The following is a 23872-nucleotide window of genomic DNA, read 5'->3' on the forward strand; positions in this document are numbered from 1 at the left end:
TACCGGTTTTGGTCAAGGAGGAACCAATCATGAAGCGAACGTCGCGCCTCGCCACCACCCTCTTCGTCTGTTTCGCAATCGTCAGTGCCGCCGTGGCGGCCCTGGCAGCATCCCCCGTCTTCCCTGTAGACCGGGAGTTCTACCCCTACTACCCGTCCCTCATCAAGTGGAACAAGTCCTCCGTCCCCTTCAACGCCCCCGAGGTCTGCGGCGGCTGCCACGAGAAGCAGTACAAGGAGTGGAACGGCTCGGTGCATAGCCTCGCCTTCAAGGATCCGGTCTACCAGGGAGAGCTCAATAAGGGGGTCAAGGCCGTGGGTCATGAAATCGCCCGCCAGTGCGAGGGATGCCACACCCCCATCGGCGTGGTCACCGGCGAGATTAAGGGACCGGGGATCAGCGGCCTTTCCCCCATTGCCCTTGCCGGCGTCTCCTGCGACGTCTGCCATTCCATCAGCGGCGTGACCCACCAGCAGACCCCGGCCCGGGTCGCCGAGAACGGTTCCTTCATCATGACCCCCGGCGTGGAGACCGCCAGCGGCCAGACCCTTATCAAGCGGGGTCCCATCCCCAACCACAAGGAGTGCGGCGGCGGCTTCCACCAGTGTGAGGAATCGCCCCTCCACCTCCAGGCCAACCTCTGCGCCTCCTGCCACCAGGTCTATCACTACGACGATCACTTCCCCATCGAAGCCACCTACAACGAGTGGATTGCCGGCCCCTACGCCCAGAAGGCCATCATGTGCCAGGACTGCCACATGGTGGATATCCAGACCTTCAAGCGGACCGCCGACCAGTTCGTGAAGCCGGAGCGCAAGGAGTACAAGCACTACTTCAGCGGCGCCAACTACCTCCTCACCTATCTGGCCTCCGGCGCCGCCAGGAAGGCGGGGGACGAAGAACTGGCCAAGAGCCTCATGAACCAGTACGAGATGGCCGTGGAGCGGCTGAAGTCCGCGGCGGACCTGGAAGTATTCCCCATCTACCACGAGGGCAAGCTCGACGAACTGAAGGTGCGGGTGAAGAACGTCCGGGCCGGGCACAACCTCCCCACATCTCTCACCAACGTCCGCCAGATGTGGCTGGAAATTACCCTCAGGGATGAAACGGGCAAGGCCGTCATGACGAGCGGCACCCTCAACCCCGACGGCTCCCTCTCCGAAGTCGCCCGCAACTTCGCCTCCGACGGCATGACCAGCGAATTCCACTTTGCCGTCGATCCCTGGAAGGTTGTCGGTTTCTCCAAGCACGACACCATTCCGCCCAAGGGATACCGGGACACTTACTACGGACTCCATTTCCCGGCAGACCTCAAGAAAGTAAGCATCGAAGCCAAGCTCCGCTTCCGCCAGGCCGACCAGAAGGTGGCCGAGGCACTCCTGGCCGCCGTGCCCAAGGACATCAACCTGGAGCAGATGTACGGCCTCAAGGCAGTCCCCCCCCTCCCCGTGGTTGACATGGTGGTGAAGCAGGTGACGGTGGATACGAGCAAGTAGGCGGACATATATGTCCTGAAACGTCAAAGCCCCGGCGGATCGCTCCGTCGGGGCTTTTTGCATTCCACAGCCGTATCCCTACACAGTACACATAACCCGCCGCACCCGGTACTCCCCGCCGATAACCAGGTACTCCCCCTCCCCCTTGAGAATGCTGCTGGGGAGGAGTTCGTCGAAGAAAAAGACTTTGGCCAGGGGTGCCCGGATCTCCCAGACCGTAGAACCGAACTCCCAGGCCCGCTCCTCATGGGAGGTGAAGGAGACGAGGTTGTTGAAGCGGATGATTTTCTCCCGCCTGCCGAGATCTTCCACCACGTCGTAGTCGTCAGCCGCGAAGGTCCCACGGTAAAGGGTTATCCACCGCTCTTCGGGGAAGCGGCGGGCCAGTTCGTACTGGCAGAACTCATAGAGGATGTCCAACTGGGAGTTGATGGCGCTGGTCCGCTTGCTGCCGGCGGTGCGGTCCACCACGTAGTCATAGTACGATTCGGTGTGGATACCGGCGATGCAGGCTTTGTGGAAAGTGGGGACGATCCCCATGCGGCTCTCGACCCACCCCTTGAGGACGGCCCCCTCCACGGAATTTGAATCCATCATCCAGCCCCGGAGATAGCGGAGATAGCTGTTTTTCAGGCTCCTGCGGGCCGATGGCGTTGCCTGCTCCTGCCAGAGGTGGAGCTGAAACTTAACCGACATGTAGTCGTTGAATACGGTGGCTCGCTCGTCGGGGGAGTCGATGGCGGCGAGCCGCTCGAAGAGGAAGCGGTTGGCGAGGCGGACCCCCTGGACCTCCAGGGGGTGGGGATTATCGTTGAAGTGGCGGGAGGCGATGACCCACGGCGGCAGGTTGCAGAGATTGAATCCCGAATTGTGCATGGGTCATCACCTCGTTGTGACGGGAAACCGTTATTGGGGGCGGCCAAAACCTGCCCCTACAGTGCCTTGGCGATTTCGATCAGGGTCGGCTTGATGGGGCCGTCGGCTATGAAGGCGTCGATGCCGAGCCGCTCCATCTCCATCTGGGGTGCCTGGCCGATCTGGGCGCAGACCATGGCCCGGCAGCCGGCAAGGGCACCGGCAATGGCCTCAAGGATGTGGCTCCGCAGGGGGTGGTCCACGTCGTAGGAGCAGTAACGCTCCACCTTCTTCTCGTCCACCAGCTTCGCGTCGTTCCCCTCCACCTCGTAGATGAGGAAACGCTCCGCATGGCCGAAGTGCTGGTTGATCTCCCTTCCGTCCTTGGATGCTACGGCAATGAGCATGGCAACCTCCGGTGGAGGAGCGAAGATTTCCGGAACCTGGCGGCGTTGGGCTGCCGGTCCCGTTGTGCGGCGTAGCGCTGCTACGCCTCCGCCCGGACCGTTGCCCGCCTTGCCAGAACCCGAAACTCTTCGCTCCTGTAGAGTTCTAAAAAATGATCGATTCCGGAAGAGCTTGCTCCTACATCTCCACCGGGGCGAAGCTGAAGCACTTCTTCGAACAGGTCCGCCCACAGGCCTGGCAGCCGATACAGTTGCCGGGATTCGAGACCTTCATGAACATCTTGGCCGAATCGTCCTCGTCCACCTCCTCGAAGGTGAGTACGTCATGGGCGCAGACCTTGAAACAGCGGGCGCAGCCGATGCAGGTCTCCTCGTCAATGGAGACGACGAATTCGGGGGTATATTCCGTCTTGTTTCTTCTTAATCCGGTGATGTAGGCCATGGTGCTTCCTCCGTTATGGTTTTGTAGGGGCGCTGCTTGCCGCGCCCATTGATATGACAGGGCGCGGCAAGCAGCGCCGCTTATTCTTCGTCGAACGACACACCCTTCCCCTTGTTCATGGCCTTGCGCAGCCACGGCGGAGGGTTTCCCTTCAACACCTCCTGAAGCCGGCTCACCGTATCGGGGAGGCTGACCGGAGAATTGGTTTTCATGGGATGGATCTTCAGGGCCACGAGCTTGGCAGCGGCCGGCCCGCCGATGGCCATGGTATAGACGATGGCGCACTCCCCGAGGACCGCGGCCCGGGCAGCGATCTTATCCTCCTCGTCATCGCCGTGGGCCCCGATAGTGACCGTCTCCAGGAATGATGAGGCCTCAGGCCCGATCTCCCAGATCTGGAAATTCTTGGCCATGCCGAAGTGCTCGTCGATCATCTCGCCGGTTGTTGATGTGAATGCGACTTTCATGTTGTCATCCTTTCGTCCCCTCACCCCAGCCCCTCTCCCCCAGGGAGAGGGTGGCCGAAGGCCGGGTGAGGGCTTAATTGTGCGCCAATTTCTGGCCCTCCGAGGCGTTGGCCTGGAACAGGTTCGCCGTCTCGAACAAGAGATTCATGGTCCCCCGGTACCCCACCCACATCTTCTGGTGGGCGCCGAGGCGGTCGAAGACCGGGAGCCCCGCTCGCAGGTGGGCCTTGATCCCGAGCTTCGCCGCGGCTTGGCGGCCGTTGGAGTTGGCCACGACCAGGTCGCTCCCCCTGGCCGCCGTCTCCAGATCCTCCAGGTCCCCCACGAATATTTCCCGTGCCGGAAGCGCATCGAGCCCCCGGACCCGTGTCGCCGCGATGGCTGCCTGTATCTCGCACCCCATGCCGGACAGAAAGCCTGCCATGGTCTTGAGGTTATCCGCCTCCAGGGCAACAGTCACCTTCTTCAGGCCGAACTGGTAATGGCTGTCCACCATGGCATCCATGAGCCGGCTCCGCCAGCGGCGAAACTTCTCGGGGATGGGCCTGCCGGAGATGGCCGACAGGGTCTCCATGAAGCGGTCCACCTCGGCCAGCCCAGTGATGGAGGTGAAGCCGTAGTTGGGCATCCCGCATTTCTCCGTCAGGGCCTCGGCCGCCTTTGCCAGGGAATCGCCGATGAAAATGGTGGCGCAGCTTCGCCCCGCCTCCCGAATCCGCGCCATGGAGACCCCACCGGTGGAGAGGGGGGACACCGTCTCGTCGATGTGGCCGTCCAGGGCGTTGGCGATGTCGGGGACGATGATCGGGTCGAGACCGAAGGCCTCGCAGATCTCCCGCACCTCCTCCACGTCGGCCGGGGTCAGGTGGGCGCCGGGGAGGACCGTCACCTGGCCGGGAAGCGTCTCCCCCGATTCGGGAACGCTCCTGACAATGGCCTCCACCGCCGCGGCGTACCCCTCCTGGAGGGAGCCGCAGTAATCGGGGGTGGAGGCCCAGACGATGGGCACCCCGTCGTGCTCCGGATTCTCCTGGCGAAAGTGGACGATGGCGCTCCGCACGTCGTCCCCCATGGTTTCAGTGAGCCCCGAGGTCATGACCCCCACCACCTCCGGACTGAACTTCTCGATCACCTTTTTCAGTCCCTTCTTCAGGTTCTCCCACCCGCCGAAGATGGCGGTGTCCTCGCTCATGGCGGTGGAGTTCAGGGCGATGGGCTCCTTGAAGTGGCGGGAGAGCTGGAGCCGGATAAAGGTGGAGCACCCCTGGGCGCCGTGGAGGAGCGCCAGCATCTGGTCGATCCCCAGGTAGGCCAGGGTCGCGCCGAGGGCCGGCGAGTTCTTCTGGGGGTTCACCGTGGCGTTCTTCGCCGGCACCTTCACTTTCGAATCCTTGAGGTCCTCCGCCAGGTGTGCCGCGGCATGGCCGGCCGCAAAGGCCACGGCGGCCGCCAGTTCCTCGCCGCTCTTCTCCCATGGGGCCGGTGCGTTCAGAACCGGCCAGATGGGGTTGTTGACCGTCAGGTCCAGCTGCTTCGCAAAGGTGACCATCCCCTCGTACCCGGCATAGGGGTGGGAGCGGCCGTGGTTGATGTCCAGGAACGGGGTCTTGGTCTTCAGGGCCAGGAACTTGGTCTTCCCCCCGGCAACGATGAGGTCCGGCATCTTGTCATACATGACCTGGAGAAGCCCGGCGCTGGAGGTGTCCTCGATGATCCGGGCGTCCTGGTGCATGAGGGCCTTCATCCGGTAGAAGTCCTCCAGGGTCGAGTTTTGGGTCCCGGCGGCCAGGATCTCCACCCCCAGCTCCCGCAGGGCGTTCACCATGGACCAGGTCTTGACCCCGCCGGTGAAGAGGACCGACCGCTTCCCCTCCAGCCGCTCCCGGTAGGGGGCGAGACGCTCCCGGCATTTCGCCTCTTCTTCCTCAAGGAGCCTCTCCACCCGGTCCTGCATGGTCCGTTTCTCAAGACCGCCCACGGCGTCGTCCAGCTCCCGAGCGATGTCCCGCAACGCCTTGGCCGTGTCGGTCATGCCGTAGAAGGACTCCTCCAGGTAGGGCATGCCGTAGTTCTTCTGCATCTTCTTGGCGAGGTTGGTGAGGCTCTTGGAGCAGATGATGATATTGAGCTTTGCCCGGTGGGCGTAGCGGAGCTCCTCGAACTTGGCGTCGCCGCTGAAGCAGGAGAGGACCTGGATGCCGAGCCGCTCGAACAGCGGGAGCATCCCCCAGAGATCGCCGGCGATGTTGTACTCGCCAATGAGGTTGATGGGGTAGTCGCCCAATACCGGCGGCTCTGCGGTGCCGATGACGTGCTTGAAGAGCACTTCGCCGGCCAGCCGGTTGCCGATGTTCTTGTCGCCGATGAAGCCGGGGGTGTTGACCGGGATGAGGGGGATGGAGATCTTTTTGCCGGCCGCGGCGCAGACCGCCTCAATGTCGTCGCCGGTCATGGCGGTAACGCAGGTGGCATAGACGAACATGGCCTTCGCCTGCCCCTCATACCGCTCGGCCAGCTCCAGAATCGCCCTGTAGAGCTTCTTCTCGCCGCCAAAGACCACATCGTTCTCCAGCATCTCGGTGGTGAAGCCCCGGCGGTAGAGCTGTGACCCCGAGGAGCGGGCCCCCCGGTTGTCCCAGGAGTTGCCGGCGCAGGCAATGGGGCCGTGCACTAGGTGGATCACGTCGGTGATCGGCATGAGCACCACCCGGGCGCCGTCGTAGGCACAGGAGCGCTCGGCCCCCTCCCCCGGCTCCGACTTCTTGCAGAACTTGGGGGCGCCTTTTTCGTGGGTATCGCAGTCGGCTGCGTCGTAGTAGTCGGGCTTTGCCATAGTGTGCCTCGAAACGGAAAAAGGCGCCCCATTCCATGGAATGGTAGGCGCCTTTGCCAGAAGACCGTCGGAAAACTTCTCGTATTGTTTAACCTTAAGCAGGTGACGTGCCAAGGACGTCAACCTCAGCTAACATGCCGATTTTTCGGCAGCCTCCCTCAAAGCCTCCTGCACAGCGACAAATAATGCACACTATTTAAGCAGCATCCGTCGCCGGACGCACAGCACATAATCGCCACCATAGACTAGAAAATTCAATCCTCCATTGACTCCATACTTTAACTGTTTATAATTTTTTCACCAAAATTCCCGACAACTCAAGGACTAATAAAAGGAGGCTGTATGAAAAACAGAACAAGCCTGAGAGATGCCTCAAAGAGACGACACATCGGAAAATCGATCCTGATGGCAGGGGGAGCGTTGCTCCTTGTGGTTGGGGCAGGGGCCTCGACAGAGGCCAGCTGGTCAAGGGACGGATCGAGCAGTTCGTCATACTCCAGCAGCAGTTCCGGCAGTTGGTCGGGGAGTGGCGACAGCAGTCAGACACCGAAATGCATCGCCTCCAACCTCACCCTTTCACTGACCAAGACAGACTGCCTCAAATGCCACCCCGGCGGCGAGACCTCAACCGCCAATGCGGAAAAACACCACAACCTTCTCAAACCACCGAGAAACCTGCAGTGTCTTGACTGTCACCAAATGGTGGAAAACCCGCCAGGAACCTTCACGCCGGTAGTCATCAGAGACTGCATCGCCTGTCACACCTCTGCTGTCCACAACACTGTAACCCATTGCGTTGTGGACACCTGCCGCGGGTGTCACCCGGGCTCGCTCCCCCAGATCCATTCGGGTGGCGGCAGCAGCTCCGGCAGCTGGAGCAGTTACCACGGCGGCAGCTATGGCTCAAGCTCTTCTTCCAGCAGCAATGTGTCATCATGCTATCTCTGCCACACCAGCAAGGACACTCGCGTACAGCAGGCAATCATCAAGGGGCTCGCCGGCCAGACGGTATCCTGCGACAGCTGTCACGGCGGCGGCAGATAGCCATTTCCCCCACCGCCACGCCCGGAGAAGACCGGAAGGATGCTTCCGGCCTTCTTCCATCAGAGCCAACCCCGTAACACACGCAGAAATTTTTCCCATTCCTTGACTCCCCCCTTTTGCTAGGTATTATTCCTACTTGCAACTAATTACTAATTGCGACACCACTTGGCAACCATGGCAAAACAGAGAGATCACAACCAGGAGCAGATCGACGCCTTTGCACAGGCCTGCCGGAATGCGGGCCTGCGCCTCACCCACCAGCGGCTGGAGATCTACCGGGAGCTGGCCGCGGCCACCGACCATCCCTCGGCGGAGGTACTCCACCAGCGGCTACGCCGCCGGATCCCCACCCTCTCCCTGGACACGGTCTACCGGACCCTGGCTACCTTTGCCCGCCACGGGCTCATCAACAGGGTGGAGACGGTGGAAAGCCAGTCGCGGTTCGAGGCAAAGGGGATGCGGCACCACCACCTGATATGCAGCCGGTGCCGGGAGATCATCGACTTCCAGTGGCCCGCCATCGACGCGACGGCCCTTCCCGAGGAAATCGCCCCCTGGGGGCGCATCGACACCAGAAACGTCGTCGTCTACGGCATATGCCGCACGTGCCTTGAATGACCACACACCCTTCCACCACCTCGAAATGAAAGGAGAACGACGATGAGTGAAGACACCACGTGTCCCGTAACGGGCACATCCGGCAGGACCTCTGCCGGCAGGGGCAGATCGAACCGCGACTGGTGGCCCAACCAGTTGAACATCGGCATCCTTCACCAGCACGCGCCGGCCTCCAACCCGATGGCCCCCGACTTCAACTATGCGGAAGAATTCAAGAAGCTTGACCTGGCCGCCCTGAAGCAGGACCTGGCCGCGCTGATGACCGACTCCCAGGACTGGTGGCCGGCCGACTGGGGACACTACGGCGGCCTGTTTATCCGCATGGCCTGGCACAGCGCCGGCACCTACCGTACCGGTGACGGACGCGGCGGCGGCGGTACCGGCAACCAGCGGTTCGCGCCGGTCAACAGCTGGCCCGACAACGGCAATCTGGACAAGGCGCGCCGCCTGCTCTGGCCCATCAAGCAAAAATACGGCAACCGGATCTCCTGGGCCGACCTGATGATTCTGGCCGGAAACGTGGCGCTGGAGTCCATGGGCTTCAAGACCTTCGGTTTCGGCGGTGGCCGCGTGGATATCTGGCAGCCCGAGGAGGACATCTACTGGGGGGCCGAGGCCGAATGGCTGGGCGACAAGCGCTACACCGGCGACCGCGAGCTGGAAAACCCGCTGGCTGCCGTGCAGATGGGCCTGATCTATGTGAACCCCGAAGGCCCCAACGGCAACCCCGACCCCGTGGCTTCGGGCCGCGATGTGCGTGAGACCTTCGGCCGCATGGGGATGAACGACGAGGAAACCGTCGCCCTCGTCGCCGGCGGCCACACCTTCGGCAAGGCCCACGGCGCGGGGGACCCGAAACTGGTGGGCCCCGAGCCCGAGGCCGCCCCCCTGGAAGAAATGGGCCTGGGCTGGAAGAACAGCTTCGGCACCGGCAAGGGGGTGCACACCACCACCAGCGGCATCGAAGGGGCCTGGAAACTCAATCCCACCACATGGGACATGGGCTACTTCAACACGCTCTTCGGCTACGAGTGGGAGCTGTCCAAGAGCCCGGCCGGCGCTCATCAATGGCTGGCCAAGGACGTGAAGCCGGAGCACATGATTCCGGATGCCCATGACCCATCGCTGAAGCACCGGCCCATGATGACCACGGCCGACCTGTCGCTGCGTTTCGACCCGATCTACGAGCCCATCGCGCGCCGCTTCCACAAGGACCCGCAGGCCCTTGCCGACGCCTTCGCCCGCGCCTGGTTCAAGCTGACCCACCGCGACATGGGTCCCAAGGCCCGCTACCTTGGGCCTGAAGTCCCGGCCGAAGACCTGATCTGGCAGGACCCGCTCCCCGCCGTCGATCATCCCCTCATCGACGCCCGGGACGTCGCCGACCTCAAGGCCAGGATTCTGGCCTCGGGCCTGTCGGTGGCGGAGCTGGTTTCCACCGCCTGGGCCTCGGCCTCCACCTTCCGCGGGTCGGACAAGCGCGGCGGCGCCAACGGCGCCCGCATCCGCCTGGCGCCGCAAAAGGAGTGGGAGGTCAACCAGCCGGCGCGGCTGCCCCGGGTGCTCGGCGTGCTCGAAACCATCCAGCGGGAGTTCAACGGCGCCCAGGCGGGGGGGAAGAAGGTCTCGCTGGCGGACCTCATCGTACTGGCCGGCTGCGCGGCTATTGAAGCGGCGGCCAAGGCTGCCGGCCACCCGATGGAGGTCCCCTTCACCCCGGGCCGCACCGACGCCTCCCAGGACCAGACCGATGTGAAATCATTCGCCGTGCTGGAACCCGAGGCCGACGGTTTCCGCAATTACCGGAAGAAGGCATTCAGTGTTTCGGCCGAGGAAATGCTGGTGGATAAGGCGCACCTGCTGACCCTGAGCGCCCCCGAGATGACGGTGCTCGTGGGCGGCCTGCGAGTGCTGGGGGCCAACGCGGGCCAGTCGCGGCATGGCGTGTTCACGAAACGGCCGGGGGCACTGACCAACGACTTCTTCGTCAACCTGCTCGACATGGGCACCGTGTGGAAGCCCACGTCCGAGGCCGGGGATACGTTCGAAGGGCGCGACCGCGCTACGGGCGACCTCAAGTGGACCGCTACCCGGGTCGATCTGGTATTCGGCTCCAACTCGCAACTGCGGGCCCTGGCCGAGGTGTACGCGCAGGACGATGCACGAGAGAAGTTCGCGCGTGACTTCGTAATGGCCTGGAACAAGGTCATGAACCTGGACCGCTTTGACAGGGAGAAGTAATACTGCTAATAAGAGAGCGCGGAAAACGCTCCACATTGCCCACAAGGAGGAACCAGATGTCCACAAAGGAAAATCTCGCCGAAGCCTTTGCCGGCGAAAGCCAGGCCAACCGGAAATATCTCGCCTTTGCCAAGCAGGCCGAGGTGGACGGCTTGCCCCAGGTGGCCAGACTGTTCAGGGCCGCCGCCCATGCCGAGACCGTCCATGCCCATGCCCACCTGCGCGCCATGGGAGGAATCAAGAAGACCGCCGAGAACCTTCAGGAGGCCATCGCTGGCGAGGGGTTCGAGTTCCAGACCATGTATCCGCCCTACCTGGAAGAGGCAAAGCAGGAGGGGGACCGCATGGCGGAGATCTCCTTCCGCAACGCCCTGGCCGTGGAGGAGATTCACCATGACCTCTACCAGAAGGCCCTGGCGGCGGTGCAGAGTGGCGGCGACCTGGCATCCCGGCAGGTTTACGTCTGCGAGATCTGCGGCAACACCGTCTACGACGCGGCGCCCGACAAGTGCCCCGTATGCGGGGTGCCGAAGGAACGTTTCACCCTGATCGACTAATACCCCACCACGAAGGAGATTGTTAGATGAGCAGCATCAAGGGAACCAAAACCGAGCAGAACCTCCTGAAGTCCTTTGCCGGCGAGAGCCAGGCCCGCAACCGTTACACCTACTTTGCCGCCGCGGCAAAAAAAGAAGGGTACGTGCAGATCGCCGACATCTTCGAGGAGACCGCCAACCAGGAGAAGGAGCACGCCAAGCGCTTCTTCAAGTTCCTGGAAGGGGGCGACCTGGAGATAACCGCCTGCTTCCCGGCCGGCAGGATTGGCACCACGGCCGAGAACCTCCTGGCTGCCGCCACAGGTGAGCACGAGGAGCACACCGTTCTCTATCCCGCCTTCGCCCAGGTGGCCCAGGAAGAGGGGTTCCCCGCCATCGCCGCTGTCTGGCGGGCCATCTCCGTGGCGGAAAAGCAGCATGAAAAGCGCTATCGGGATCTCCTGGCCAACATCGAGGCCAAGCGGGTCTTCACCCGCGAGAACGAAGTGGTCTGGCGCTGCCGCAACTGCGGTTATCTCCACACCGCCGCTGGCGCCCCGGAGCAGTGCCCCGCCTGCGCCCACCCCAAGGATCACTTCGAGCTTCTGGGGGAGAACTGGTAGAACAGCCCAAGGCTTCACGGAAAAACAAAAGGGCGCTTCCCGCGGGGAAGCGCCCTTTTCCCGTATCCCGGCCTCTCTACCGCATCATCTCGAAGAACCGGCCCTCACAGTTTTCGTCCACCTTCTCGATGAACTTGCTGCAGATGGTCGTCACCATGTTGATGACCCCTTGGTAACCGATGATCGGGTAACGGTGCAGGTTTACCCGGTCGAAGATCGGAAAGCCGAAACGGAAGAGCGGAATTTTGGCGTCGCGGGCGATGAATTTGCCGTGGATGTCACCTTGCAGGCAACGGTGTAAAGACAGCAGCAATCTCCTCCACAGAGACAAGGCCTTCTTCCTCTTCAAACAACCGCCCCTTGTGCATTATCGGGTAACGACCTGATTCTGTTACTACCACATCCACACAAGATATCAGTGAAAGCAGTTCGCTGCCCGTTGCGCTCGCAATTTTACAAACAATCTCATGTTCGTCTTTCATTTCTTGCTGAAGACTTTCGGCCTCTTTCTTCAGCCGAAAAAATTCGAGGGAGCTAATGCTCTTCCAGCCGTCTATCTCTTCAACAACGTCAGGACGATCTTCGACAGCCAGGTAGTATGCGCAGCAAGAATTGAATTTTTGTATGAATGGATGTTGTGTCCCTCGCGAAAGAATCCAGAGGCCATTAGGACCACGGCGCGACAGGTGGGGAACAACGACCACTGCAGAGCAAGAAGCGGTTTCCAGCAAGCCTAAATCGATGTAAGGCCGCCCGACCAGAACCTCGGCTCCACCAACCTTGAAGCGCGTCTTTTCGCTATAATCACGGTGCCAGAGATCGCACTTATTGTTATCCTTGAACCACTCAATAACAAACGGCATAACGTCCTGAGTCTTTTTTCCGCAGCACCTTTGAACTCCTTCAAAAAATTCTGTAGCTGAAGGTGACCACGCGTCGGGTTGAACCTTGATATCAGAGACTGCAACCCACTGTGCTGAAAGTATTTCTTGCTCCAACAGATCGACAATCTTATCGAAAATGTCATCATCACCATATTCGGTAATTTGTTCCTTCCGAAGCGGCAAAATGTCGTGCCGTCTTTTGAAACGAGTAGCAGTCGAATCGACGGGAATGGCGTTAATAGCAGCATCCCAGTCAGGTGCCCCAAGGGACCAGACAAGCTTCGCCTCAGGAAAATCAACTCTCGATGTATTTTCCTCTGGCGTTCCGATGTACATGCGGACGTCCGGCGCGTGACCGATTACAGCGCGCGAAACGGTAGGAGTCAACGGCATAGACCCTTCTTCGGCGACAATGTCAGCCACAAGGTCAAGATCCCCGCAATGTAGTGCCCCGCGGGCATAGGAACCAGCAACCCATAGCGCGTTTACCCGCAATCGAGAGTGTTGTAGGCCCGGCAGAAAATCGTATCGATATTCCACATCAAACACCCTGTGGGTATCGATACGTTGACAGATACGCGTCAGTGATCGAGTGAAAGACTCCCGGCTTCTTCTTTTCTCCATGATTAATCCCTCATAGACTACACCAACGCCAGTTCCAGCTTCTGCTTCCGCCTTTCCCAATCGGGCATAACTTTCTCCAGAAGATCATAGAAGGCAGGGCTATGATTGTGGAACTGCACGTGGCACAGTTCGTGGGTGATGACGTAGTCGATACATTCCCGTGGTGCCCGGATCAAGTCGGTATTGACAGTCAGCGTGCCCCCCCTCGACAGGCTCCCCCACCGCTTTTTCATGCGCCGGACCTGCAGTCTCGGCTTGGTCCCGGAGTTCTTTGCGAGACCATGCCAGCATCGATTGAAGCTCTCCGTGAACTTTTCCGTCGCCTTGCGAGCATACCAACGATCGAGGATTTCCTTGACCTTGTCCGAACCGGCACTCTCGGGGATTCCGACATGGAAATGCCCCCGAATCAGCTTCACGCCGCAGCAATCCCCTCGGCCGATCTTGAGTCGATAACGTCTTCCGAGATAGAGGTGCGTTTCTCCGCCGACGTAGCATCTCACCGGCGTTCTCGGTTTAAACTGCTGGAAGTAATCCTGCTGCCGCTTGATCCACCATGCACGCTTCACCACCCTCTTCCGGACTTCCTCAAAGGAAGTTCCCAGAGGAGCCTTTATCAGTACGCGGCTATCCGGTTGAACGGCAATCTCAAGCGTTTTCCGGGCAACAAACTCCACCTTGAAATCGATGTCATGATTCCCATACGTGACCGAACAGCAGGGTAAACTCATGCCATTCTCCTGAGCCTGGCCACCTGCATGGTCCGCTCGATAAGCACGTCCATCTGATCGAGGCTGATCTCAATTCCTTTGTTCCCCTTCACCTCGTCGAACAGGTAGTCGTCGATCTCGTTCATCACCTGCTTCTGGGCATCGCCATCGTCCCAGAAGTGCACCTTCCAGTGGCGGGTCAGGATCTCCTGAACGGCTAGGGCGATATCGGCGGCCACCTCTTCTGTCTGCGCCTCCTCCAGGTGCTGCTGGGCGATAAAGGGCTTGAGGACCCCGTAGTACGCCGATGCATCGTCATTTCCAGACAGTTTCTCCGGCAGGCCGTCATGGTGGCGGGTGACGACCTTGTTCCGGATTTCCGTGACCCTTTTCAGGTATTCCAGGTCCGACAGTCGCCGTGCCCGGAAATCCTCGATGGCCTGCTGGATCAGCTTGGAAAACTTCTCGTAGAACGCCGGATCCTCATCTATCTTCTCCGTGATGACCCGGGCCGTGGCGTGGGCGATGGCGTCCGCCTTGGCCGCCGTGGTCTTGCCGGCGACGTAGACTCCGTGCTCTTCCTTCACCGCGGTAAACAACTTCTCGTCGAAGATGTTCACCGGCTCGTTGAGCTGGATCACTTCATTGGCCTGGATATGGGTGTCGAGGAGTTTCTTGATCTTCGGTTCATAATCCCGGTAGTCGATGGCCTCGGCATAACGGAGCTTCACCGCGGCCTTCAGGTTCTGGAAGCGCTTGAGGTCGTTCTTGTAGCGCCGCAGCTTCTCTTCGTCCGTCCCCATGATGAAGGACTCGGCCGAGAGGGCGATGCCCAGCGTTTTACTGTACTCCGCCAGTCGCCGGTAGAAATCCTCCCTGAGGGCATTGTCGGCCAGCAGCACCTCGTAGGCTTCTTCGTCGTAGCTGTTCTTGACTGCTTTGAAGATGTCCCAGAGGTCGGAGTAGCGCTGGGGGAGTTTCCCGATCTCGGCGTTGATGGAGGTGAGCGTCCCCTGGAGGTCCTCCTCGTCGAACCCCTCGAAGGCTCCGTACATGGTGAGCGCCTTGTCGAGCTCCCCCAGGAGCCCCACGTAGTCGATGACGTAGCCGAACTCCTTGGCCTCGCAGAGTCGGTTGACCCTGGCGATCGCCTGAAGCAGGGTATGCTCCTTCAGCTCCTTGCAGAGGTAGATGACAGCGTTGCGCGGGGCGTCGAACCCAGTCAGGAGCTTATTCACCACGATGAGGATTTCCGGCTCCGCGCCGAACTTGAACTGGTTGATGATCTGCTTGGTGTACTCCTCCTCGCTGCCGTACCGCTTCATCATCTTCTGCCAGAACTTCACCACCTCGTCCGTCGGCTCGTCGTCGGTTTCCTCGTACCCTTCCCGGGTGTCAGGGGAGGAGATGACCACCTCGGAGGTCACGTGACCGATGTCGTTCAGGAACTCGTGGTACCGGAGCGCCGCCGCCTTGCTCGGCGCCACCAGCTGTGCCTTGAAACCGGCAGTGATGGCACTGGTACGGTAATGTTCGCTGATGTCGAAGGCACGCATGTAGATGACCTGGTCCGCCTTGTTCAGCATGGAGGCCCGGGCGTACTTCCGCTTCAGGTCGGCCTTCTGCTCCTTCGTCAGCCCTTGGGTGTGGCGCTCGAACCAGAGGTCGATGGCCGCCCTGTTCTGCTCCATCTCCACGTGGCGCCCTTCGTAGAGAAGCGGCACCACCGCCCCGTCCTCCACCGCCTGGTTGATGGAATAGTGCGGCTCGATGAGCCCGCCGAACTTGACGAAGTTGTTCTTTTCCTTCTTCAGGAGGGGGGTGCCGGTAAAGCCGAGGTAGCAGGCATTGGGGAACATCTGCCGCATCCGGGCCGAGAACGAACCGAAGTTGGTCCGGTGGCTCTCGTCGATGAGCATGAAGATGTCGGGCGAGTCGTCCTGGTACTTCCTGAGGTTGAGCGCCTTGTCGAACTTGTGGATGAGTGTGGTGACGATGGCCGCCTTCTCTTCCGCCACAAGTTCCAGCAGGTTCTTTCCGGAGGTGGCCCTCTCCGGCGCCAGGCCGCAGGCGGCAAAGGTGTTCCCCAGCTGCTTGTCCAGGTCGTCCCGGTCGGTCACGAGCACAAGGCGCGAGTTGGGAACTCCCGGGTCGAGGGCCAGGTTACGGGCGAGCATCACCATGGTGAGGGACTTCCCCGACCCCTGAGTGTGCCAGATGATGCCTCCCCGGCGACGGCCGTCGCTGTCCAGCTGCTTGATTCGCTCCAGGGTTGACTTGATGACGAAGTACTGCTGGTAGCGGGCGATCTTCTTGATGCCGCCGTCGAAGACCGTGAACCGATATGAGAGCTCCAGCAGCCGCTCCGGCCGGCAAAGGCTGTAGATCGCTCGGTCCTGCCCGGTGACCAGCCGGTTTCCTTTGGCCGCCTGGGTCTCGAAGAAGCTCCGGGCAACGCTAAAATCGCCGGTGAAGAGCCGGTCCTGCTGGTCGGCGGTAAGGGGCTGGCTGATGGCCTCCTCGACAGCGCCCTCCTGGTCCCGCAACTCCTTCCAGACCGCCCAGAACTTTGCCTGGGTGCCGGCGGTGGCGTACTGAGCGCCGTTCTTGTTCACTCCCATGAGGAGCTGGCTGTAGACGAAGAGCCGGGGAATGTAGTCGTCGCTCTGGTTGCGGATTGACTGGGAGACCGCCTGTTCCACCTCGACCTTGGGGGATTTGCACTCGATAACTGCCAGGGGGATGCCGTTCACGAACAGAACGATGTCGGGCCGGGCAGCCTCCGTGCTGCGGGAGCGGTCCACGCTGAACTCGGCAGTGACGTGGAAGACGTTGCGCTCCCAGTCGCGCCAGTTGATGTAGTTCAGGGTGAAGCTCTTGGAGTCCCCTTCGATGGACTGCTCCAGGGCCGTACCCAGGGTGATCAGGTCGTAGATCGCCTCGTTGGTCTTCAGCAGGCCGTCGTACTTGACGTTCTTCAGCTTCTGGATGGCGGTCTGGATGTTCTCCTCGCTGAAGAGAAACTCGCGCCCCTTGTAGCTGATCCGGTTGAGACGTTTCAACTGCTCGCGTAGAATCCCCTCCAGCAAGACGTTGCCATACTTCCCCTGGCGCTGTCTGACAACCTCTTCGGTAGGGAGGTACTCGAACCCCAGGTTGATGAGGAGTTGCAGGGCGGGAATCTGGGAGAGGTATTTCTCGTCGAAGCGGAAGCCGGTCATGGTTTTCTCCTGGCCTGGCTGCGGGTGCGGTAGAGGCGCTCGGTGAAGCCGCCCTCCTTTTCGAAGGCTTCGGCCTGGGCGGCCAGTTGGCGGTCCAGCAGGGAGCAGGCTACCGCGATCAGGGTCAAGGCGGCGTTGGCGGAGAGTTCGGGGAAATCTGTGGACGTCATGGACGACGTGGACAAGCCTTTTTGTCCATAAAGTCCACTATGTCCACCAACTCCATGCTTTTGCTCTTTGCACCACCCCGCCACCTCATCCGCTGTTCGACACCTCCGTGCCACCAGCGCCTTCCTGCGTGGGTCCTCCCGCGCCCAGAGCGGCACCCCCCGCTGCCGCAAAAAGTCCTCGTAGTCCAATCGCAGCTCTTCCAGGCTGGCCCTCGCCACGTTGGTCAGCTTCAGCTCGGTCTTCTTGGAGGTGCCGGAGGCCTGGCTTCCCTCGGCGATGTTCTGCACGCCGCTGCGGGCCGCTTGCACCATCTGGTCATGGGTGCGGGAGCGCCTGTCGATGTAGCGGTCGCAAAAACGGACGGTCACGTCATAGACCAGCTGGGCAATCTGAAAGCTCTTCAGATTGCGATAACCGCCATGCTTCGGAATCAGCCCCTCCCCATCAGCCATAAAGCCTCCCCCGTCCAAGCCAGGCCACTACGTCCAGCTAGTCCATGAAGTCCACCTCACCCCACCCGCACCCGCCACGCCCCGGTCAACAGCTTCTGCATCAGCCCGTGCTTCTGTCGCCGCAGAGCATCGACCTGTTGTTTCAGTAGGTCGATTTCCTGGCGGGCGGTGTTTAGGATTGTAGAGATCTGTTGTTGTTCTTCGATTGGTGGCAGCGGGATTGGCAGTTTGGCGAACTCGTTCCACCGTAGACTGCCTCTTCGGTCAACTGAGGCGCTGGTGTTGACCTGAAAAATGTGTCGGTAGGTTTCCGTCTTCAGCACCTTGTAAAGATAGTTGTCATCGAGGGTCTGATTGGTCTTGAAAACCGTGTACATCGGGCTGACCAGCCCTCTATCGTAATAGTCCTGGTACCCAATTGAACCTTCCTCGATATGGTTCGTAGCGTAGGCAAACTCACCTCGGGACACTACCTTATAGGTCGACGTGTCCAGGCTGAATACCTGCTTGCCGAAATACGACAACGAGTCAACAAGCCCTTCGTGCTTGGTGCACGAGAGAACAGGGATGGTTTCTCCCGCCTCATTGGTGGCCTTGACTTCCTTCGCAACATTGCCAATCTTCACGATCTTCCAGTGATTCGGGACGACAAACCACCGGGTCGATTTGGCAGTGGCGGAACCTGTGCCTGAATTACCGAACAGTAGTTTTCCAGAGAGCCCCGAATACCGTTTCTCCTTGGCAGCAATCAGCCGTTCGGTCTTGTCGATGGCCTCGTCCCAGGTGGAGAGCAAATCGGAAATGGCGGTTTGTTCAGGAAGGGGAGGGAGTGATACGATTTGTTTTTTGAGATTGCTTCCGTTAATGACAGGGACTGACCCGTCGTTACAAAATCTTTGAAGATCTTGAGATTCAAACCAATAATACAAGAACTCAGAAAAACACTCTGCTTTGTTTGCTACAGTTATGACAAGAACATTATCGTCCGTAAGACAATCTTGAGTAAGGATCCGCTTGTTATTACAGCGCAATGCGGCACCAACTCTTGGAAAGACGATACTGCCAGCTGAAAATGGCTTAGCCTGCATCTTCAACAATACATCGTCATTAATGTAATTTTGGGTTTTAGATACATATTTTAGATTGCCCTGAGAGTTAAGATCACCTACCTTGACATACATCCATTTCCCCGAAACGTTGCCCTGATACTCAGGCTTAAAGGTGTAGCCTTGCTGAACTGATGCAATTTGACAGAGGGTAAACTTCCTCATTCCCCACCCTCCACCTTCTTCGGCAGCTCCGTCCCCTTGATCAGCCGCTTTTCATCCGACTTCACCCGGCGCTCAAGCTTCTTCAAATCCTCTTCCGCCGGCAGATCCTCCGGCTTGATACCGCGCTCCACCAGCATGTTCCGGACACTGCGGTTGTTCTGCACATGTTCGTCGGTGATGGGGCCTTCCCCCTGCATGTCGTGCTGGCGCACGTTGTGGTTGGTGATTTCTGTGGCAAGGTTCTTGGCGGCAATGGTTACGGTCGGCAGGAAGTCGGCTAGAGGGCGGTTGTCGGGAATGGCAAGTTGTCCCTTCATGGCCTGGGTAGTCTTGCCGAAGAGGGCGGCGTCACCCTTGGAACGGATGCGGCCAAATCCCTGCTCGTCAACCCCTCGCTCATAGATGTTCTTTGAGAGTTCAGTCTCTGATTCCCGCAGCTTCTGGCGAGCATGTAGCCGCTCGTGCAGGCGAATCCGCTCTTCGATGATCTCCTGCTTGCGGGTCTGGATGGCGAAATAGCTCTGGGCGTAGGCGATCTGATCCTTACGTGGGTCGCCATTCTGGGCTATCAGGTAGCAGGCGTAGCGGGTAAGCAGAAAATCTTCGATCTCACGCTTACCCCCCTTGCCCAGTTCGATCATTTTCGTGACGCCACGAAAATGATCGGAAACGATGATACCTGTTGATTCGCAGGAGATAACCGCTTTTTCTATGACCTTATAGAAATTTTCCCAACGGTCATAACCAAGAACCACCTGCAACTCACGCGCATACCAGAATTCAACATCGGAATCGGGCCAAATGTGGGATATCTCATCAAATTGAGTATGCAGCCGAACCATCAATTCCTTATTCATCTCTGCTTTCCTCCATCGTCAAGAGTTGTAAAGAATTTCTTTACAACTGAACCCTCCAACCATTTTTCCCAATCGGTGAATATGGTCGTCTCGAACTATCAAAACACATTGACAGTTGCCTCTCAAGGTGAACTCACAAGTGATACTTGTCAGTTACCGCTCAATCTCCTTCAACATAACCGCCATCTTCGCCCGCACCTCAACAAGCTCCTTCTCAAGCTGATCAATCTCCTGTTGCACGGCATCGATGTCGATCTCCGCCTCCTCCTCGAAGGTGTCCACATAACGGGGGATGTTCAGGTTGAAGTCGTTTTCCTTGATCTCGTCAAAGGGGGCCACATGGGCGTACTTCTCCATCTCCTGGCGGCCCCGGACGGTCTCCATGATCTTCCGGATATGGTCGTCGGAAAGGGCGTTCTGGTTCTTGCCCGGCAGATAGTCGCGGCTGGCATCGACGAAGAGCACGTCCTTGCGATCCTGATTGGCGCCCCCCTTTTCTCGGCTCCTATCGAAGACCAGGATCGCCACGGGGATGGAGGTGGTGGTGAAGAGGTTCCCCGGCAGGCCAATGACGGCGTCCAGCAGGTTCTCCTCGATCATCTTCTGTCGGATGCGCCCCTCGGCGGCCCCCCGGAACAGCACCCCGTGGGGGACTACTACGGAGACCCGTCCTTCTTTTTCAAGGGCCGCCTCCACCATGTGGCTGATGAAGGCCCAGTCCCCCTTGCTCTTGGGGGGAACTCCGCGCCAGAACCGGTTGTAGCGGTCGCTTTCCGCCTCGTCAGCGCCCCACTTGTCGAGAGAGAAGGGCGGATTTGCCACCACCACGTCGAACTTCATCAGCCGGTCGTTCTCCACCAGCGCCGGACTGGTGAGGGTGTCGCACCATTCGATACGGGCGCTGTCGAAACCGTGCAGGAACATGTTCATCCTAGCCAGGGCCCAGGTGCTGCCATTGGATTCCATGCCGAACAGGGCGAAGTTCCGGTCCCCCACCTCCCGGGCCGCCTCGATGAGGAGACCGCCAGAACCGCATGCCGGGTCGCAGACGCGGTTTCCGGGCTTCGGGGCACCCAATAATGCCACTAGCTTTGAAATCATATGTGGCGTGTAGAACTCGCCCGCCTTCTTCCCGGCGTCGGCGGCGAACCGCTCAATCAGGTAGATGTAGGTATTGCCGATGACGTCCTCGGAGACGCGGCGCGGGCTCATGTCGAGCTGCGGCTTGTTGAAGTCCTCCAGGAGGAGCTTCAGCCGCCGGTTCCGGTCCTTGGTCTTACCCAGATTGGCCTCGCTGTTGAAGTCGATGTTGCGGAACACCCCCTCCAGCTTCGCCTTGTTGGTCTCCTCTATGTGGTCCAGGACGATGTTGATGAGCTCACCGATGTTCGCCGCACTGCGCCGCTCGTAGAGGCTGTAGAAGTCCGCCAGGAAGCGGTCTTCCACTTCGCCGGTTTCGGGGTGCTTCAGCTCCACCACCGGCAGCACGAACCGCTCGCGTTCAAGCTTGCGACGGATGCGGACATCATCATCGCCGTACTGCTTGCGGTACACCTCGTAATGATCCTTCCAGACGTCTGAGATATATTTCACGAACAACATCACCAGGATGTAGTCCTTGTACTGGGCCGGGTCCACAACCCCACGGAATGTATCGCAGGCCGCCCAGGCGGCGTTATTGATGTCTTTCTGGTCGATCTTCGGATTCATCGGCGTTCTTCTCCCTTTGCCAGTTCGATTAATTTCGCAGACCAAAACTGCCTTCGTTTCTCGGCGAGCTTCATCATCAGGTTCTGTTCCTGCTCCGCGAGTACTGCCACCTCAACTATTGCCCTTTGCCGTTCCAGCGAAGGCACGAACACCTCCAGATCTTCCAGGGCATCCTTGCTGATCATTTGCTGCGCCGTCCCCTTGGCGTGAGAGGCCAGAAAGGCCTGCGCCGGCGGCTGGTTGATGTACCAGTTCAGATATTGCGGGAGCACCAAGCGGCCCGTGACTCGAATCCGGAACAGTGGTGCCGACACAACAGCCGTTCCGGGATCATCCATCAGGATGGCACAGGTGTTTGTCACACCCCGTGAGCGGAAAACAAGGTCGCCAACCCGCACGAGATGATGCCCCCTGGGCCTCTCCATGTCAATGCGCGCAAGACCGCTGACATCAACAACGCCTGCAGCAAGATCTTTCATCTGAATAACGGCAAGAGCGCCGGAATGCGCTACGTCAAGCCGCCCGCGGAAGGAGTACCCAATCTGGATCGATGCGATGTCGCCTATCTTCACCTTCACAAACATTCTCCGCACGCTACAACTCGATTACTGTAGCAAAAACTATCAAGGAATCACCGCCTCGTCAAGCGATAAAATCGCGAAATATTTCTGCAATCGCGTTGCTACACATTCCCCATTCCGCCACCGAGGACACGGGGCCATCAAGAGCGAGTACCGAAGAGCACAGCCTTGTGGTGCCGTAAAAAAGAAAAAGGCGCCCAAAATGGACGCCCTTTCCTCAAACGTTGATGTCTGTTTTTCTACCGCATCATCTCGAAGAACCGGTCCTCGCAGGTCTCGTCCACAACCTCGATGAACTTGTTGCAGATGGTCGTTACCATGTTGATGACCCCTTGGTAGCCGATGATCGGGTAGCGGTGCAGGTTTACCCGGTCAAAGACAGGGAAGCCGAAGCGGAAGAGCGGAATCTTGGCATCGCGGGCGATGAATTTACCGTGGGTGTCGCCGATAATGGCGTCCACCGGATCGGTCATAATGAGGCTCCGCAGGTGCCAGAGGTCCTTCCCCATGTAAATCTTCCCCTGCTTGCCGTAGGCGGAGGAGTCGAGGAGCGCCTGGATCTCCCTCTCCACTTTCTTGTTCCCCTTGCTACAGAGGATATGGTACGGCACCGCCCCCATCTCCAGCAGGAATGAGACATAGCCGATGAGCTGGTCAGGGTCGCCGTAGAGGGCGAATTTCTTCCCGTGGATGTACTGGTGGGCGTCGGTCATGGCGTCCACGGCGCGGCCGCGCTCGGCCTTCAGCGATTCCGGAACCGGCTTGCCGGTGATCTCGGCAATCTTCATCAGGAAGGCGTCGGTCTTGGCAATCCCCAGCGGCATGGGGATGGCCGTGTGCTTGCCGGCATAGTTGTCCTTGACCCAGGCATAGGTCTTGGTAGCCGAAAAGGGGCCGAGGCTGATGGTGGCCTTGCCGTTAATGGAGTCGGCTGCATCGTCAAGCTTCGTCCCGCCGGGGTAGATCCGGTAGGTGCCGTCCAGGGGCGAATCGAAGACCTCGGAGATGTCCCCCAGGATGGTGTACGGAACGCCGAATGCCTCGAAGATCCGCTTGTACTCCCGGAAATTGCCGGTGTTGGCGTCAAAGCCGGGAATCAGGTTGATCTTTCCCGTGCAGCGTCCCTCCACCTTTTTCCCCTCGGTAAGGGCCTGGAGGATGGAGAGGAACATGGCGTCGTAACCATGGATGTGGGAACCGTTGAAGCTCGGCGTGTTGGCATAGGGAACCGGCATATCGGCAGGAACAATCCCCTTGTTGCGGGCGTTCTTGATGAACGCGGTCAGGTCGTCGCCGATGATCTCCGGCATGCACGAGGTGAAGATGGAGACCATCTTCGGCTTGTAGAGGGCGATGGCGTTCTCCAGCCCCTCGTGGAGGTTGTTCTGGCCGCCGAACACGGCGCCGTCCTCGGTCATGGAGTCGGAGACCGCCGGCGCCGGCTCGCGGAAGTGGCGGTTCAGGGTGGAGCGGTAGTAGGATGCGCACCCCTGGGAGCCGTGGACGAAGGGGAGGCTTCCTTCGAAGGCGTGGGCCGCCAGTTCGGCCCCCAGGGGCTGGCAGGCATGGGGAGGTGCGACCACCAGCGCCTCCCGCTTGAAGTTGAGTTCCTTGTACTCCTCGGTATTGATCCAGGCGGCGACCCGTTCGATCTCCTCGACCGGAGTCTCGGTCACCGGCTTTACTGCAAGGCCCAGGTTGTTAGCCATGATATGTCTCCTCTCCGGGGACTCATCCGTCCCACGGTAGATTTTAAGTTATTACCAACCGGCGTTGGATTTTGAGGTCAGATCGGTAGCTCCCGAGGTGAGCCGCGGAGGCGTAGCAGC

At 59.7% G+C, this 23872-nt stretch carries 20 protein-coding genes and 1 pseudogene; 6 read left to right on the top strand and 15 right to left on the bottom strand.

Annotation, left to right across the window (positions count from 1 at the left end; genetic code table 11):
- Positions 1–29: 29 nt before the first annotated feature.
- Positions 30–1496, top strand: coding sequence for a cytochrome c family protein (locus KI811_RS03120; protein ID WP_214185024.1), 1467 nt, complete (start codon positions 30–32; stop codon positions 1494–1496).
- Positions 1497–1574: 78 nt separating this feature from the next.
- On the opposite strand, the gene KI811_RS03125 is transcribed toward KI811_RS03120, so the two are convergent.
- The 5 genes from KI811_RS03125 to KI811_RS03145 all read right to left on the bottom strand — a co-directional run bounded on the left by KI811_RS03125 (position 1575) and on the right by KI811_RS03145 (position 6500).
- A complete protein-coding gene (locus tag KI811_RS03125; protein ID WP_214185025.1) occupies positions 1575–2372 on the bottom strand; it encodes an NAD(+)--dinitrogen-reductase ADP-D-ribosyltransferase in 798 nt (265 codons plus the stop codon).
- A gap of 56 nt (positions 2373–2428) precedes the next feature.
- Positions 2429–2758, bottom strand: a complete 330-nt coding sequence (locus tag KI811_RS03130) for a NifB/NifX family molybdenum-iron cluster-binding protein (protein ID WP_214185026.1) — start codon at positions 2756–2758, stop codon at positions 2429–2431.
- Positions 2759–2936: 178 nt separating this feature from the next.
- Positions 2937–3200 (bottom strand): ferredoxin III, nif-specific, encoded by a 264-nt coding sequence (gene fdxB, locus KI811_RS03135; protein WP_214185027.1) that lies wholly within the window; start codon positions 3198–3200, stop codon positions 2937–2939.
- A gap of 80 nt (positions 3201–3280) precedes the next feature.
- A complete protein-coding gene (gene nifX, locus KI811_RS03140; RefSeq protein WP_214185028.1) occupies positions 3281–3667 on the bottom strand; it encodes a nitrogen fixation protein NifX in 387 nt (128 codons plus the stop codon).
- A 73-nt stretch (positions 3668–3740) separates the two neighbouring features.
- Positions 3741–6500, bottom strand: coding sequence for a bifunctional nitrogenase iron-molybdenum cofactor biosynthesis protein NifEN (locus KI811_RS03145; protein WP_214185029.1), 2760 nt, complete (start codon positions 6498–6500; stop codon positions 3741–3743).
- A gap of 342 nt (positions 6501–6842) precedes the next feature.
- Between KI811_RS03145 and KI811_RS03150 the strand changes: the two genes are divergently transcribed.
- The 5 genes from KI811_RS03150 to rbr all read left to right on the top strand — a co-directional run bounded on the left by KI811_RS03150 (position 6843) and on the right by rbr (position 11562).
- Positions 6843–7544 carry a multiheme c-type cytochrome gene (locus KI811_RS03150; protein WP_214185030.1) on the top strand — a complete coding sequence of 234 codons (702 nt, stop codon included), beginning with the start codon at positions 6843–6845 and terminating at the stop codon, positions 7542–7544.
- 174 nt (positions 7545–7718) lie between these two features.
- Complete coding sequence (locus tag KI811_RS03155) at positions 7719–8162, top strand: Fur family transcriptional regulator (RefSeq protein ID WP_214185031.1); 444 nt, start codon at positions 7719–7721, stop codon at positions 8160–8162.
- A 42-nt stretch (positions 8163–8204) separates the two neighbouring features.
- The gene (gene katG, locus KI811_RS03160) at positions 8205–10403 is read left to right on the top strand and encodes a catalase/peroxidase HPI (protein WP_214185032.1); all 2199 of its coding nucleotides are present in this window, start codon (positions 8205–8207) and stop codon (positions 10401–10403) included.
- A gap of 56 nt (positions 10404–10459) precedes the next feature.
- The gene (locus tag KI811_RS03165) at positions 10460–10960 is read left to right on the top strand and encodes a rubrerythrin family protein (RefSeq protein ID WP_214185033.1); all 501 of its coding nucleotides are present in this window, start codon (positions 10460–10462) and stop codon (positions 10958–10960) included.
- A 26-nt stretch (positions 10961–10986) separates the two neighbouring features.
- The gene (gene rbr, locus KI811_RS03170; protein ID WP_214185034.1) at positions 10987–11562 is read left to right on the top strand and encodes a rubrerythrin; all 576 of its coding nucleotides are present in this window, start codon (positions 10987–10989) and stop codon (positions 11560–11562) included.
- A gap of 76 nt (positions 11563–11638) precedes the next feature.
- Here rbr and KI811_RS03175 read toward each other — a convergent pair.
- From KI811_RS03175 to nifK, 10 genes and pseudogenes are all read right to left on the bottom strand, one after another.
- Positions 11639–11845 (bottom strand): annotated as a pseudogene (locus KI811_RS03175) (nitrogenase component 1); the annotation flags it as partial.
- Positions 11841–13070, bottom strand: coding sequence for a hypothetical protein (locus tag KI811_RS03180; RefSeq protein WP_214185035.1), 1230 nt, complete (start codon positions 13068–13070; stop codon positions 11841–11843). The pseudogene KI811_RS03175 and the gene KI811_RS03180, both read right to left, overlap by 5 nt.
- A gap of 17 nt (positions 13071–13087) precedes the next feature.
- The gene (locus KI811_RS03185) at positions 13088–13801 is read right to left on the bottom strand and encodes a M48 family metallopeptidase (RefSeq protein WP_214185036.1); all 714 of its coding nucleotides are present in this window, start codon (positions 13799–13801) and stop codon (positions 13088–13090) included.
- Positions 13798–17001 (bottom strand): type I restriction endonuclease subunit R, encoded by a 3204-nt coding sequence (locus tag KI811_RS03190; protein ID WP_214185037.1) that lies wholly within the window; start codon positions 16999–17001, stop codon positions 13798–13800. The genes KI811_RS03185 and KI811_RS03190 overlap by 4 nt, the downstream gene beginning before the upstream one ends.
- Entirely contained in the window at positions 16998–17624 is a 627-nt protein-coding gene (locus KI811_RS03195; RefSeq protein ID WP_214185038.1) for a four helix bundle suffix domain-containing protein, read from the bottom strand. Before KI811_RS03195 ends, KI811_RS03190 begins: the two co-directional genes overlap by 4 nt.
- A gap of 56 nt (positions 17625–17680) precedes the next feature.
- Positions 17681–18895, bottom strand: a complete 1215-nt coding sequence (locus tag KI811_RS03200) for a restriction endonuclease subunit S (RefSeq protein WP_214185039.1) — start codon at positions 18893–18895, stop codon at positions 17681–17683.
- On the bottom strand, positions 18892–19752 hold the full coding sequence (dinD, locus tag KI811_RS03205; protein WP_214185040.1) for a DNA damage-inducible protein D: 861 nt from the start codon (positions 19750–19752) through the stop codon (positions 18892–18894). Before dinD ends, KI811_RS03200 begins: the two co-directional genes overlap by 4 nt.
- 153 nt (positions 19753–19905) lie before the next feature.
- Positions 19906–21462 (bottom strand): type I restriction-modification system subunit M, encoded by a 1557-nt coding sequence (locus KI811_RS03210; RefSeq protein WP_214185041.1) that lies wholly within the window; start codon positions 21460–21462, stop codon positions 19906–19908.
- Complete coding sequence (locus tag KI811_RS03215; protein WP_214185042.1) at positions 21459–22040, bottom strand: restriction endonuclease subunit S domain-containing protein; 582 nt, start codon at positions 22038–22040, stop codon at positions 21459–21461. Before KI811_RS03215 ends, KI811_RS03210 begins: the two co-directional genes overlap by 4 nt.
- 242 nt (positions 22041–22282) lie before the next feature.
- Positions 22283–23752, bottom strand: a complete 1470-nt coding sequence (nifK, locus tag KI811_RS03220; protein WP_214185043.1) for a nitrogenase molybdenum-iron protein subunit beta — start codon at positions 23750–23752, stop codon at positions 22283–22285.
- Positions 23753–23872: the final 120 nt, after the last annotated feature.

The organism is Geobacter hydrogenophilus (assembly GCF_018501225.1).
Taxonomy (GTDB): Bacteria; Desulfobacterota; Desulfuromonadia; order Geobacterales; family Geobacteraceae; genus Geobacter; species Geobacter hydrogenophilus.